Below are 12,713 nucleotides of genomic sequence, written 5' to 3'. Positions count from 1 at the left end.
GGTCGGCTCGTCGAGGATGTACACCCCGGCCTTGTCACCCAGATGGGTCGCCAGTTTGATCCGCTGGCGCTCACCGCCGGATAACGTGGTCAGCGGTTGCCCGATCCGCAGATAGCCCAACCCGACGTCGGCCAGCCGCAGCAGGATCGTGTGGGCGGCCGGAGTCTTCGCATCCTCCGCGCCCCGGGTGCGGCCACCGAAGAACTCGGCCGCGTCGTTGACCGATAGGGCCAGGACCTGACTGATGTCGCAGCCGCCGAGCGTGTACTCGAGGACTTCCGGACGAAATCGGCGCCCCTCACATTCTTCGCACCGGGTCACCACCCCGGCCATCGTGACGAGGTCAGTGTAGATGACGCCGTTGCCCTTGCAGGTTGGACACGCGCCCTCCGAATTCGCACTGAAGAGGGCAGGCTTGACGCCGTTGGCCTTGGCGAATGCCTTGCGGATCGGTTCGAGGAGGCCCGTGTAGGTCGCCGGATTGCTGCGCCGGGAGCCCCGAATCGCGCTCTGGTCGATCGTGACCACATCGGCGAGCGGCGCGACCGATCCACGGATCAGGGAGCTCTTGCCCGATCCTGCGACGCCGGTGACAACGGTCAGCACCCCGAGTGGGATGTCCACGTCCACGTCGTCGAGATTGTTGGTGGATGCGCCGCGGATCTGCAAGACGCCGTTCGCCTCGCGCACCTGATTCTTCAGTGCCGCGCGGTCGCCGAGGTGGCGACCGGTCAGTGTGTTGCTGGCGCGCAGCCCGGCGACGCTGCCCTCGAAACAAATCGTTCCACCCTCGGCGCCGGCACCCGGACCGAGGTCGACGGCATGGTCGGCGATCTCGATCGTCTCCGGCTTGTGCTCGACCACCAGCACGGTGTTCCCTTTGTCGCGCAGTTGGAGCAACAAGCCGTTCATTCGCGTGATGTCGTGCGGATGGAGCCCGACGGTCGGCTCGTCGAAGATATAGGTGATGTCGGTGAGCGAGGAGCCGAGGTGGCGGATCATCTTAGTTCGCTGGGCCTCGCCGCCCGAGAGGGTGCCAGTGGGCCGTTCGAGCGCGAGGTACCCCAGGCCGATCTCGACGAAGGAATCGAGCGAATCGCCGAGACTGGCCAGCAATGGTGCGACCGATGGTTCATCGAGACTGCGCACCCACTGGGCCAGGTCACTGATTTGCAGGCGGCAGGCGTCGGCAATGCTGATCCCGCTAATCGTCGCGGTCCGGGCGTGTTCGGCCAACCGCGTGCCGTCGCACTCCGGACAGACGGTGGCGGTGACCGCGCGCTCGACAAACGCCCGGATGTGCGGCTGAACGGAGTCGATGTCCTTGGACAGCATGGACTTCTGGATCCGGGGGATGATGCCCTCGTAGGTGATGTTGATCCCGTCGACCTTGATCTTCGTCGCCTCTTGGTACAGCAAGGCGTTGAGTTCGCGTGCCGTGAAGTCCTTGATCGGCTTGTCTGGATCGAAGAGGCCCGAGCCACCGTACACGCGTCCGTACCAGCCGTCGGGGGTGATGCCGGGCACCTTGATGGCGCCGCCGGTGAACGACTTCGTCTCGTCGTAGATCTCGGTCAGGTCGACGTCGGAGACGACCCCCATGCCCTCACAGCGCGCGCACATGCCGCCGAGACTCTCGAAGGTGGCCTTTTTGGCTTTCTTGTCGCCGATTTTGATTGCGCCGCTTCCGCTGACGGTCGGCACATTGAAGGAGAAGGCCGTCGACGGCCCGACGTGGGGTTCGCTGCACCGGCTGAACAGGATCCGCAGCATGGCGTTGGCGTCGGTGATCGTGCCGACCGTCGAACGGGGATTGCCGCCGATCCGCTCCTGGTCGACGATGATCGCCGTGGTCAGCCCGTCCAGCACGTCGACGTCGGGCCGGTTCTGCCTCGGCATGAACCCTTGTACGAACGCGCTGTAGGTCTCGTTCACGAGTCGTTGTGATTCGGCGGCGATCGTGCCGAACACCAGGGAACTCTTCCCCGATCCGGACAGTCCGGTGAAGACCGTGAGCCGCCGCTTGGGAAGTTCGACGCTGACGTTGCGCAGATTGTTCGTCCGGGCGCCGACGACTCGGATCAGTTCGTGCGAATCGGCTGGATGCACGGGTGGGGTGGAAGCGGCGGTGGGGGACATGTCCACGAACAGTAGTCCGTTCGGCAACCGGCGGGCGGCCCTCTAACCCGCAGCGTTTCGCCGATCCAGCAGCGATCGATGCTGGATCGGCGAAACAGTTGCTGGACCTGCGGCTACTTCGCTGAGCCGGTCAGCTTGCCCACGATCCACAGCAGGATGACCGAGCCGATCACCGCGGTGAACAGGGTGAAGAAGAAGCCGCCGCCCGCGGTGTCGACGAAGAAGCTCAGCAGGAATCCGCCGACGAGTGCGCCAACGATGCCGATGACGATGTTCATCAGAACGCCCGAGCCACCGCCCTTGACGATCTTGCCCGCGATCCAGCCGGCGAGCGCACCGATGATGATGTAGCCGATCCAGCCGACTTGCTGGGACATGGTGGTCGATCGGGCAACGAGTTCGGTCGCCGCTTCGAAAGTGGTGGCCGTAATGATGGTCATGGTGTCTCCTCAACGGTTACACCCCGACGATCGGGGTTCTTCCACCGTGTCACAACTGCCGCGAAATGTCCGGATAAGCGATCACGAGAATGTGTTGGTTCAGTAGGCCAATTCCAGGTGACTGAGACGGCCGTCGCGGACCTCGGCGATCTGGTCGACCGCGGTCAGATGTGTGCGGTCGTGGGTGACGAGAACCGTGGCCGTTGCCTGCTGATGGGTGAGCCGCGTGATCAGATCGACGATGGCGGCGCCCCGGTCGTGATCGAGGGCGCTGGTGGGTTCATCGACGAGAAGGACGGTGGGCTCGTTCATCAGCGCGCGTGCGATGTTCACACGTTGCCGCTGACCGCCGGAGAGTTGGTGGGGCCGACGGTCGGCCTGCTCGGCCAGGCCCACCACGTCGAGGAGTTCGAGTGCGCGACCCCGCGCCGATCGCGGCTTGTCGCCGCGAATCTGCGCCATCACCTGAAGTTGCTCGGCCGCGGTGAGGGAGGGCAACAGATTGGGCTGCTGGAAGACAATGCCGATCTTGTCGCGACGCAACTCTGCCAGTTCCCCCCGCGACATGCCGGTGGTCGCCGAGCCATCAAGGGTCACGACCCCGGAGTCGGGGGTGATCAGCGTGGCAGCGACGGCCAGCAGGCTGGACTTGCCCGAGCCGGACGGTCCGACAACGGCGGTCAGGCTGCCCTTGGGGACATCGAGCGAGACTCGGTCCAGCGCGGTCAGCCGGGCATCGCCGTCAGGATAGGTCAGGGTGATGTCGGTCAGTTGCAGGCTCATCGTGCGCTCCCTAGTGCAGTCAGCGGGTCAACAGAGGTGATACGTCGGATGGATAGGGCGGCCCCGAGGGCGCCGAGGAGGATCATCACCGCGGCGGGCAGGGCAATGGTTTGCGGTGTTAGCAGGAAGGGAATCGACGACCCCGCTACCAGTGCGCCCAGGGCGGCGGCTAGCGCCGTGCCGATCAGGGTTCCGCCGACCAGCAGGATCACTGCCTGCCCGAGGGCATCTTTGAGAAGGCTGGCCGTAGACGCACCCAGGGCCTTGAGGATGGCGATGTCACCGCTGCGCTGAATCGTCCAGACGGTGAAGAACGCACCGACGACGAGCGCGGAAATGGCGAACAAGAATGCTCGCATTAGCTGCAGTGAGCCGTTCTCGGATGTGTAGGCGCCGATCGCCGACAGCGATTCCTTGGGGGAAACCGACTTGGTGCCGATTTGGTTGTCATTGGCGGCAAGGTCCACACCGGGACCGGTGGTCAGTGCGATGACGGTGGCGGTCGGCCCTGTGCCGTCGGCCGACGGCGGTGCCACCTTTTGCCAGGTCTCCCGCGTGGTCCAGATTACCGGGGTGTGGCTGAAGTAGGCATCGCCGGCGACGCCGGCGACGGTCAGTGCCCGACCCGCCACGGTAACGGTATCGCCGGTCTTGACGCCGAGGCTGTCGGCCGCAGCGGTTGATAACACCGTCGAGTTGTCATCGATCCGGTCACTGTCGGGAGCGAGGGTCGACCGGGGTTCGACGCCGAAGGCCGATACTGCCGAACTCCTGTCCCCGGCGACGGCCTTGGTGGTGGTGATACCGAGGGGTTCGGCGCGGTGAACACCGGGCTCGCGGGCCCACTGCTGCCACTGATGCTCGGTAACGGTGGAGTTGGAGTAGGCGAGTTCCTGTCCACCGGAGGGAGCTTGAAAGGCGATCTTGTCGACGGGGAGTCCCGTGATCGCAGAGATGTTTTGCTGGCTCAGCCCACCGGTCAATCCCGACAGCAAGCCGACCAGCAGGGTGATGAGTACGATGACGGCCCCCATCAAGGCGAACCGTCCCTTGGCGAATTTGAGGTCTCTCCAGGCGACGAACACGGTATGTGCGTCCTTTCCGACGTTCGATTGCTTACCGCTCCACTGTCGTCCGCACACCCCCCTGGGCACATCGCACACAAGGCCCCAATCCACGGGCACAAAGGTGGTGACCGGGTTGTAACTTTCGATGGAGGCCCGCGGCGGCCGGCATCCGTACAGTGGAACGCATTGTGAACAGCCATGACTCGGTTCCGACCCCGACCCCGAGGGCACTGGACTGGTGTCTGCACCTGCTCATCGTCGCCCTGCTCGGCCTCGCGGCCGCTCGGTCGGTAGTCGACGCCGAGCCCCACGCCGCGTGGTGCGTCGTGGCGGCGACGGTGTGCGGCGTGATCTACGGGCTCGGACCTGCGTTGTCGGGGGTTCGGCGGTCTCGCCGGGCCGCGGCAGTGTGGCTCGCCGCCCTCGGGCTGGCCTGGCTGGTGCTGATGACGCTTACCCCAGACGCCGTCTGGCTGGCGTTTCCGCTGTACTTCCTGCAACTGCACCTTCTTCCGCGCCGGAGTGCGTTCGTCGCGGTGGCGGCCACCGCCGTGGCCGCGATCGTCGGCTTTGCCGTCCACCGGCATCTCTTCACCCCCGGCATGGCCATCGGTCCGGCGCTCGGCGCAGCCGTGGCGGTGGCCGTGGTCCTGGGATATCAGGCCCTCTACCGCGAGAGTGATCGTCGACGCCGGCTGATCGAGGAGTTGACCGCGACGCGGGCGGACCTGGCTGCCGTCCAGCACACCGCCGGCGTGCTGGCCGAACGCGATCGGCTGGCCCGCGAGATTCACGACACGCTGGCCCAGGGCTTCTCAAGCATCCAGCTGCTGCTGCACGCCGCCGAGCGGGCGTTGCCGGCGAAGCCCGCCGATGCGGCGGACTATGTCGTTCAGGCGCGCCAGGCGGCGGGGGACAACCTCGCCGAGGCACGGCGCTTCGTCGCCGCACTGACGCCGCCGTCGTTGGACGGCACCACGCTGGCCGGGGCGCTGGAGCGCTTGTGCGCCACCACGAGTTCACGCCACCGGATCGCCGCGCATTTCCACCTCGTCGGCGAGCCGGCGTCACTCACCACCGCGCAGGATGTGGCCGTGTTGCGCATTGCGCAGTCGGCCCTCGCCAACACCGTCCGCCATGCCGGCGCCACCAGGGTGGACGTGACGCTACGCTATTCAGGCACTCACGTCGCCCTCGAGATTGTCGATGATGGACGGGGGTTCGACGCCGAGAATTTGCCGGCACCTGATCACGAGACCGGCGGCTTCGGCCTGGCGGCGATGCGTTCGCGCGTACGTAGCCTTGGGGGAGTGCTCACCATCGAATCCGCGCCCGGCGAAGGCACCGTGCTGACGACTCAGATCCCGACGGCCCAGAACGCCGCATCACCCGAAACAGAGGCTGTCAGTGACCGATGACACGATCAGGTTGCTCTTGGCCGACGATCATCCTGTCGTGCGGGCTGGACTTCGCGCCGTCCTGGAGGCCGAGTCGGATCTGAGCGTGGTCGGTGAGGCGGCGACCGCCCGGGAGGCGGTCGATCGGGCCGCTGAGGGCGGTGTCGACGTGGTGCTGATGGACTTGCAATTCGGTAGGGGGATGGGGGGTGCCGAGGCAACTGCGCTGATCACCGGCCGCGTCGGCGCTCCACGCGTGCTGATCGTTACCACTTATGATTCCGATGCCGACACGTTGCCCGCGATCGAGGCCGGGGCCACCGGGTACATCCTCAAGGACGCGCCGCCGGAGGACTTGGCGGCGGCGGTGCGGACGGCGGCCGCGGGCCGCACGACGTTGGCTCCCACAGTCGCCGATCGGCTGATGGATCGCCTCCGCGTACCCGGTGCGTCGCTGACACGTCGCGAGACCGAGGTGCTCAGCTTGGTGGCCGAAGGCCTGTCCAACCACGCCATCGGTGACCGGCTCCACCTGACGGAGGGGACCGTCAAATCCCACCTGGCCCGCATCTACGCCAAACTCAATGTCGATTCGCGGACCGCCGCGGTCGCCAGCGCCACGGATCTGGGCCTCATCCGCCGCTGACGCATGAGTGGTCGGCGAGCCGGGCGGCGAGTCCGTCGAGGATCACCGGTAGACCAAACTCGTAGGCGCGTCGCGAGTCTCGGGCCGCACCCTGCGCCTCGCCGGCGGCGGTGCCGATGCGCGAAGCCAGCGGGAAGCGCGCCTCGATGCCGAGGACCGCGAGTTTCGCGCCTTCGCGCTCCCACCATTGCTGGGGGTCTTCGTGTGTCCGTTCGCGTGTTGCGTGGGCCAGTGCGCGCGCGCTGGCCTTGACGAAGTCGAGGACGACGTTCAGCGCGGCGTCCTTGTCGGTATCGGTGAGTTCGAGGTCGTTAATCGCCTCGAGTTCGTACTCGTACTTCGTCAAGGTGCCCGGGCCAAGGATGGCGCGCTCAGATTCGACGTCAGCCAGCCAGCCGTGATCGGCGAACAGGGTCAGATTGTCGTCGGCGACGGCGGTCAGTCGGCTGCGCCAATCCCCGGCGAGGGGGATCCGCGCCATCTGGGCATGCACGTCGTCGATCATCAGTTCGAGGAGCTGTTCCCGACTGTCGATATACGAGTAGAGCGACATCACCGGGATGCCCACTTCGCTGGCGACGTCGCGCAACGAGAACGCCGATCCAACCCGATCGGCGACGGTGATGGCCGCCTCGACTACCTGGTCCGTGGTGTATTTGGGGGGCCGGCCGCGACGATTCGGGGTGATCTCGGCGCGCCAGAGGAGGTCGATGGTTTCCATCTCTCGGAATATACCGTACTGCGTACGAGTTATGTGGACCGTATCACATACGGGAAAGGGACCCCAATGAACATCAGCTCCACCGCCATTTCGCTCAACGTCGTCGACCCGGAGGCCTCCGCAGCCTTTCTTTGCACCCATCTCGGCTTTCGCGTTGCGATGTCCGATGATGGGTTCATCTCCCTGGAGCACCCCGTTGAGCGGACCGTGAACATCATCTTCTTGCGCACCGGACTGTCCACCTTCAAGCCGGCAAGTCGTGCGGGCAGCGCAGGGGAGGGGCTCCTGCTGGCCTTCGTTGTCGACGACGTCGATGTTGCGTTTGCGACGATGGCGAGCGCGGGCGCATCGGTGGTGACAGAACCCGAAACCGAGCCGTGGGGTGAGCGGTACTGCCAGTTCTCCGATCCGAACGGGATCATCGTCCAGCTGGTCCAGTGGGTGTCATAACCCATACGACCGACCGCCCGCACCAGGTGCGCCGGTGCGAGCGGTCAAGTGTCCCGTGGCCTATCGCGCTTTCCACACGGGTGCGCGCTTCTGCGTGAAGGCGAGTGGACCTTCGATGGCATCCTCGCTGGTGAAGACGACGCCGAGCTCTCGGGTGTTGGCCGCCCACTGCTCTGCGTCGCCGGCAACCGCATCGTCGACGATCCGTTGCGCCAACCTTTTTGATGCCTGGACGGCCAGCGGTGCGTTGCTCGCGATCTCGCGCGCGAGATCGAGCGCGGCGGTACGGAGCTGATCGTCGGGCACGACCTGGTTGATCAGTCCGTAACCAAGTGCTTGCTCGGGTGTGATTGGACGGCCGGTGAGTAGTAGTTCCATGCCGATCTTCTTGGGCACGGCGTCCACAATTCGAAACGCCCCGCCGGCCGCGGCGAAGAGACCACGTTTGACTTCGGGGAGTCCAAAGCTCGCCGACTTTGCCGCGACCGCGAGGTCGGCGGCGAGCACGAGTTCGGTTCCACCGCCGAGGGCGGTACCGTTCACCGCGGCAATCACCGGGGTGCTCACCGGATGGCTGACCACGCCGGCGAACCCCCACTTTCCGTGCTCGGGATCACTCGGGCCGATGTTCTCCCCGTGCGAGAGGGCCTTGAGGTCTGCGCCTGCGCAAAAGGACTTGTCGCCGGCCCCGGTGAGGATGATGGCGCGAATCTCCGGGTCGGCGTCGGCCTCGGCCAAGGCCTGACCAAGCGCATCGGTCACCGCGCCGTTAATCGCATTGCGCGCTTCGGGCCGGTTGATCGTCAGCACGCAGACGTGGTCAACGCGCTCGACGAGAACCGGTGGTGCAGCGGGGGAGTCGGGCATGGAGGCTACTTTCGTCGACGACAATCGGGCTGACCGTAGGTTAGCCGTGTCAGCTATCCGCTCGGTGCCCAATGCGAACGCAGCAATACCGTTCATCTGGGACCAGCCGAGCCCGGCGTGCAGCGTGATCGGCGCCATCGAGTATCCCTTCGATAAGTCCAAGGTTCATCGCGCACACGAGGTCGGTGTGCTGCTTGGCAAGGGAATGAAATGGGCAGTTGGCCATCACAATGTCGTCACCGTCATAGCGTGGTTCGTAACCGCAGCGAGTCAATACCTCGATCAGCCCGCCGTCGCCCGTCTTGCGCTCGGCCGTGCCCGCGACCCGTCCGGCTTCGAGCGCCCGGGAGTTGAGGCTGTCCTGGGGTGATACCCCGGTCGACTCGGCGTCCTCAACCGCCTGCGCCAGCAGCTGTGCCGCTAGCTCGTAGGAACGTTCGGGGAGTTGGATCGATATCGGGTGCTCGGCGCGGGAATATAGCTTGGAGGGTCGCCCCGCGCCGGGGCCGCTGCGGCCGGTGAGTCGGGCGAAATGGACGGTAAGGAGCCCGGCCTCGACGAGTTTGTCGAGGTGGAACGCCGCCGTCTTACGGGGCAAGTCGACAGCTGCCGAGGCTTCATCGCGTCCCACCGAGTGCTCACTGGCGCAGACGTACTGGTAGAGCCGTCGACGGAGCGGTTCGTCTAGGGCGGCGACTGCCGAAATATCCTGGTAGGCGTCCATATCCACTTTCTAAAACCAATGAAGGTTGACTTAATCAACGAGAGGTTACTAAAGTCCATTCTACCGTCCATTAGAAGGAGAAGGAAGAATGACCACCACTCGCGCACATGCCTACATCGACAAAACCCAATTGACTGAACCCGGCTATCAAGCATTCCTGCTCTTGCGCACCGTCTTCACCGTGGCTCCCATCTTGTTTGGCGTCGACAAGTTCCTCAACCTACTCACCGACTGGCCGGGGTACCTCGCGCCCTGGATCGACCACATCTTGCCGGGCACGGCTGCGCAGGGGATGTACCTCATCGGCGCGATCGAGATCATCGCTGGCGTCTTGGTGGCGATCGTTCCGCGCTGGGGCGCGCTCGTCGTCGCGGCCTGGTTGCTCGGGATCATCGTCAACCTCCTGACACTGCCCGGCTATTACGACGTTGCGTTACGCGATTTCGGCTTGTTGGTTGCCGCCTTGGCCCTTTCTCGCCTGGCCGTCTCCTACACCGGAAAGCTGACACGATGAGTCTCCACAACCTCGCCGACACCCCTGCCGGCAATCCCACCGTTTCCGCTCCGGAGCCGCCGGTTGCTGTTCGGGCGGGACGTCAGGTACCTGAGGTCAACATCGAAGCCGCCGAACATGCCGTCGTCGATCTGCTCCGCGCATTGGGGCGCGATGCCGAGTCGACACACCTCCACGACACCCCTCGCCGGGTGGCCGCGGCCTACCGGGAGCTCCTCACCCCGGCGATGTTCGACCTGACAACCTTTCCCAACGATGCCGGGTACGACGAATTAGTACTGGCCCGCAACATTCCTTTGACCTCATTGTGCGAGCACCACATGCTGCCGTTCCGGGGTGTTGCGCACGTCGCCTATCTGCCCGGCGAGAGAATTCTGGGATTGTCCAAACTCGCTCGGGTCGTTGAACTCTTCGCGCGCGACCTGCAGGTACAGGAGCGGTTGACCATGCAGATCGCGGACTGGCTGGATGAGCATCTAGCACCGCGGGGGATTGGTGTGGTCGTAGAAGCCGAGCATCTGTGCATGTCGATGCGCGGGGTGCATGCTACCGGAACCTCCACGGTGACCTCCGCCGTGCGCGGGCGTCTGCGCGAGAACGAATCCACCCGTCGAGAATTCCTGGACCTGATCCGGGGCTGAGCCCGCACGGGCCAGTGACATTCACAACAAGAAAGCGAGTAGCCGATGAAAGCAACGATTTACCACAACCCCAGGTGCAGCAAGTCGGGCAACGCATTGGCGCACCTTCAGGAGTCCGGCGCGCAAGTGACGATCGTCGAGTACCTGCACGAGACGCCCACCGTCGAACAACTGCGGACTCTGATCGCCGATGCCGGCCTGTCGGTGCGCCAGGTGGTGCGCGACACCGAGCCCGAATACCGCTCGCTGGGACTCGAGGATGCCGACGACGAAGCGCTTCTTGGTGCGTTGGCGGCACACCCGCAGTTGATCCAACGGCCCTTCGTCGTGACCGATGGGGGGACCTGGTTGGCCCGGGACCCCGACACCCTCGATCAGATCGGTTGAGTTGCTCCTCGGCGACGCGGCTTGCGGCTAGCGTTCCCAGTGGACAGGCAGACTAAGGGGTCGGATCGGTGAAACCTGTGGTGGCGGCGAACACGCCGATCGAAGTTGAGGTCGAGGCCGGTCGCGAGTACTTGTGGTGCCGGTGCGGACGGTCGCAAAACCAGCCACTTTGCGATGACTCGCATTTGGGCACCGGCTTCACCCCGATCGCATTCACGCCCGCTGAGAGCGGCCGGGTGTGGCTGTGCCGTTGTAAACAGACGCATGATGCGCCCTATTGCGATGGGCACCACATCAGAGTGCCCGACGAGATGGTCGGCAAGCCCTACTCGCTCGATGATGCCGAGTTGACCGAGACTCCGCCGACGGCCGCCGTCGAGCCCACACTGTCGGCCAACTCAGCGCCCCGAGCCGTTCCGACCGCGGAGGAGCCGACCGTCGCCTTCATCGACCGCCTCGCTCGGGAGGGGCTGAGCGTGCTGGGGCCCTATGGCGAGATGGCGGCGATGGGGGTGCCGCGCAGCGAGCTTCCCGACTGGAATGACATCCAGTTCATGACCGCCCAGTTGGCCCGCCAGCCGTTGCTCGAGGACGTGGCCGTTGGCACCGACCTGGTGATCGGGCCGCAGGCACGCAAGCCGCTGCGGCTCGAAATCCCACTGCTGGTCAGTGACATGAGTTTCGGGGCGCTGTCCGAAGAGGCGAAGATTGCGCTGGCCACCGGCGCCGAGCTGGCCGGCACCGGTATCTGCTCCGGCGAAGGCGGCATGCTGCCCGAGGAACAGCAGGCCAACCGTCGATATCTCTACGAGTACGCGTCCGCCCACTTCGGATATGACGACTCCCTGCTGTCGAGGGTGCAGGCGTTTCATTTCAAGTGCGGACAGGCCGCCAAGACCGGGACCGGCGGCCACCTGCCCGGAAGCAAGGTCGTCGGCCGGATCGCTGAAATCAGGGGCCTACCCGAAGGTCAGGACGCCGATTCGCCACCGACCTTTGCCCAGTTGCACACCGTCGAGGACTTCGTATCCTTCGCCAACCGGGTGCGCGCGCTCACCGGTGGCGTGCCCATCGGGTTCAAGATGAGCGCGCAACACATCGAAGCCGACGTCGAGTTCGCCGTCCGGGCCGGCGCCGACTACATCATCCTGGACGGTCGCGGCGGCGGCACCGGGGACGCGCCGCTCCTGTTCCGCGACCACATCTCGGTGCCGACGATCCCGGCGCTGCGCCGGGCCCGGCACACCCTCGACCGGCTCGGCGCCGGCGGGCGGGTGACCCTCATCGTTACCGGCGGCCTGCGCACTCCCATGGACTTTGCGAAAGCACTCGCGCTGGGTGCCGATGGTGTTGCAGTGGCGAACTCGGCGATGCAGGCAATTGGCTGCGTCGCGGCACGAATGTGCAACACCAACCGCTGTCCGTCCGGTATCGCCACCCAGAACCCCACCTTGCGAGCTCGTATTGATCGTGCGACGGCACCGCAGCGACTCGCCCGATTCATGTCAGCCAGCGTCGAACTCATGAAGGTGATGGCCCGTGCTTGCGGGCACCATCATTTAGATCAGTTCGTACTCGACGACCTAGCCAGTTGGAAACGGGAAGTGGCCGATCTCGCTGGAATTCCCTGGTCTGGTTTCGGGCGGACTGCCGGTCGCAACGACTAGCAGTAGTGGGTGCTACCGGTATGTGGTGGCGGATTCGCAGGTGCAGTTAATGACCCGAGGTCAGCTCACCGGATAAGCGTCGATAGCGATCGAGACTGGCGCCGTCGAGGCCGACGATCTCGACGTGTTTGCCCTTGGCCGCGTATTTGCTGTGGACGGCATCAAGGGCGGCGACGGTCGAAGCATCCCAGATGTCGGCATCGGTCAGATCGATAATCACCCGGTTGGGGTCGCCGGCGTAATCAAACTGGCTCTTCGGACCTAAGAGTG

15 protein-coding genes and 1 pseudogene are annotated in these 12,713 nt (G+C 65.1%); 8 read left to right on the top strand and 8 right to left on the bottom strand.

Annotation, left to right across the window (positions count from 1 at the left end):
• From B4M62_RS03780 to B4M62_RS03765, 4 genes are all read right to left on the bottom strand, one after another.
• On the bottom strand, nucleotides 1–2,139 hold a 2,139-nt coding region (locus B4M62_RS03780; RefSeq protein WP_290705388.1), incomplete at its 3' end, for an excinuclease ABC subunit UvrA.
• A gap of 113 nt (nucleotides 2,140–2,252) precedes the next feature.
• Entirely contained in the window at nucleotides 2,253–2,579 is a 327-nt protein-coding gene (locus B4M62_RS03775) for a GlsB/YeaQ/YmgE family stress response membrane protein (RefSeq protein ID WP_290705385.1), read from the bottom strand.
• A 99-nt stretch (nucleotides 2,580–2,678) separates the two neighbouring features.
• Nucleotides 2,679–3,362: an ABC transporter ATP-binding protein gene (locus B4M62_RS03770; protein WP_290705382.1), complete on the bottom strand. Its 684-nt coding sequence runs from the start codon at nucleotides 3,360–3,362 to the stop codon at nucleotides 2,679–2,681.
• The gene (locus B4M62_RS03765; RefSeq protein ID WP_290705379.1) at nucleotides 3,359–4,396 is read right to left on the bottom strand and encodes an ABC transporter permease; all 1,038 of its coding nucleotides are present in this window, start codon (nucleotides 4,394–4,396) and stop codon (nucleotides 3,359–3,361) included. Before B4M62_RS03765 ends, B4M62_RS03770 begins: the two co-directional genes overlap by 4 nt.
• Nucleotides 4,397–4,617: 221 nt before the next feature.
• Between B4M62_RS03765 and B4M62_RS03760 the strand changes: the two genes are divergently transcribed.
• Entirely contained in the window at nucleotides 4,618–5,847 is a 1,230-nt protein-coding gene (locus B4M62_RS03760) for a sensor histidine kinase (RefSeq protein WP_290705376.1), read from the top strand.
• Complete coding sequence (locus B4M62_RS03755; RefSeq protein WP_290705373.1) at nucleotides 5,837–6,472, top strand: response regulator; 636 nt, start codon at nucleotides 5,837–5,839, stop codon at nucleotides 6,470–6,472. The genes B4M62_RS03760 and B4M62_RS03755 overlap by 11 nt, the downstream gene beginning before the upstream one ends.
• On the opposite strand, the gene B4M62_RS03750 is transcribed toward B4M62_RS03755, so the two are convergent.
• On the bottom strand, nucleotides 6,459–7,193 hold the full coding sequence (locus B4M62_RS03750; RefSeq protein ID WP_290705370.1) for a TetR/AcrR family transcriptional regulator: 735 nt from the start codon (nucleotides 7,191–7,193) through the stop codon (nucleotides 6,459–6,461). The two genes, B4M62_RS03755 and B4M62_RS03750, sit on opposite strands and share 14 nt — an antisense overlap.
• Before the next feature lie 66 nt (nucleotides 7,194–7,259).
• Between B4M62_RS03750 and B4M62_RS03745 the strand changes: the two genes are divergently transcribed.
• A complete protein-coding gene (locus B4M62_RS03745) occupies nucleotides 7,260–7,643 on the top strand; it encodes a VOC family protein (RefSeq protein WP_290705367.1) in 384 nt (127 codons plus the stop codon).
• A 60-nt stretch (nucleotides 7,644–7,703) separates the two neighbouring features.
• On the opposite strand, the gene B4M62_RS03740 is transcribed toward B4M62_RS03745, so the two are convergent.
• Both B4M62_RS03740 and B4M62_RS03735 read right to left on the bottom strand, forming a co-directional pair.
• Nucleotides 7,704–8,510 (bottom strand): enoyl-CoA hydratase-related protein, encoded by an 807-nt coding sequence (locus B4M62_RS03740; protein ID WP_290705364.1) that lies wholly within the window; start codon nucleotides 8,508–8,510, stop codon nucleotides 7,704–7,706.
• 49 nt (nucleotides 8,511–8,559) lie between these two features.
• Nucleotides 8,560–9,234, bottom strand: coding sequence for a helix-turn-helix transcriptional regulator (locus tag B4M62_RS03735; protein WP_290705361.1), 675 nt, complete (start codon nucleotides 9,232–9,234; stop codon nucleotides 8,560–8,562).
• 88 nt (nucleotides 9,235–9,322) lie between these two features.
• On the opposite strand from B4M62_RS03735, the gene B4M62_RS03730 reads away from it, so the two are divergent.
• From B4M62_RS03730 to B4M62_RS03715, 5 genes and pseudogenes are all read left to right on the top strand, one after another.
• Nucleotides 9,323–9,748 (top strand): hypothetical protein, encoded by a 426-nt coding sequence (locus B4M62_RS03730; protein WP_290705358.1) that lies wholly within the window; start codon nucleotides 9,323–9,325, stop codon nucleotides 9,746–9,748.
• Nucleotides 9,745–10,389 (top strand): GTP cyclohydrolase I FolE, encoded by a 645-nt coding sequence (folE, locus tag B4M62_RS03725; RefSeq protein WP_290705355.1) that lies wholly within the window; start codon nucleotides 9,745–9,747, stop codon nucleotides 10,387–10,389. The genes B4M62_RS03730 and folE overlap by 4 nt, the downstream gene beginning before the upstream one ends.
• Nucleotides 10,390–10,434: 45 nt before the next feature.
• On the top strand, nucleotides 10,435–10,776 hold the full coding sequence (gene arsC, locus B4M62_RS03720) for an arsenate reductase (glutaredoxin) (RefSeq protein WP_290705352.1): 342 nt from the start codon (nucleotides 10,435–10,437) through the stop codon (nucleotides 10,774–10,776).
• A gap of 68 nt (nucleotides 10,777–10,844) precedes the next feature.
• Nucleotides 10,845–10,949: pseudogene (locus tag B4M62_RS14745) on the top strand (CDGSH iron-sulfur domain-containing protein); the annotation flags it as partial.
• Between the two features lie 126 nt (nucleotides 10,950–11,075).
• Entirely contained in the window at nucleotides 11,076–12,443 is a 1,368-nt protein-coding gene (locus B4M62_RS03715) for an FMN-binding glutamate synthase family protein (protein ID WP_290705349.1), read from the top strand.
• Between the two features lie 46 nt (nucleotides 12,444–12,489).
• On the opposite strand, the gene B4M62_RS03710 is transcribed toward B4M62_RS03715, so the two are convergent.
• Nucleotides 12,490–12,713, bottom strand: a 224-nt coding sequence (locus B4M62_RS03710; protein WP_290705347.1) for an STAS domain-containing protein, incomplete at its 5' end; no start/stop codon positions are given.

Source organism: Gordonia sp. UBA5067 (assembly GCF_002414845.1).
GTDB classification, from domain to species: Bacteria; Actinomycetota; Actinomycetes; order Mycobacteriales; family Mycobacteriaceae; genus Gordonia; species Gordonia defluvii.
This window is presented reverse-complemented; position numbering and strand designations above follow the sequence as displayed.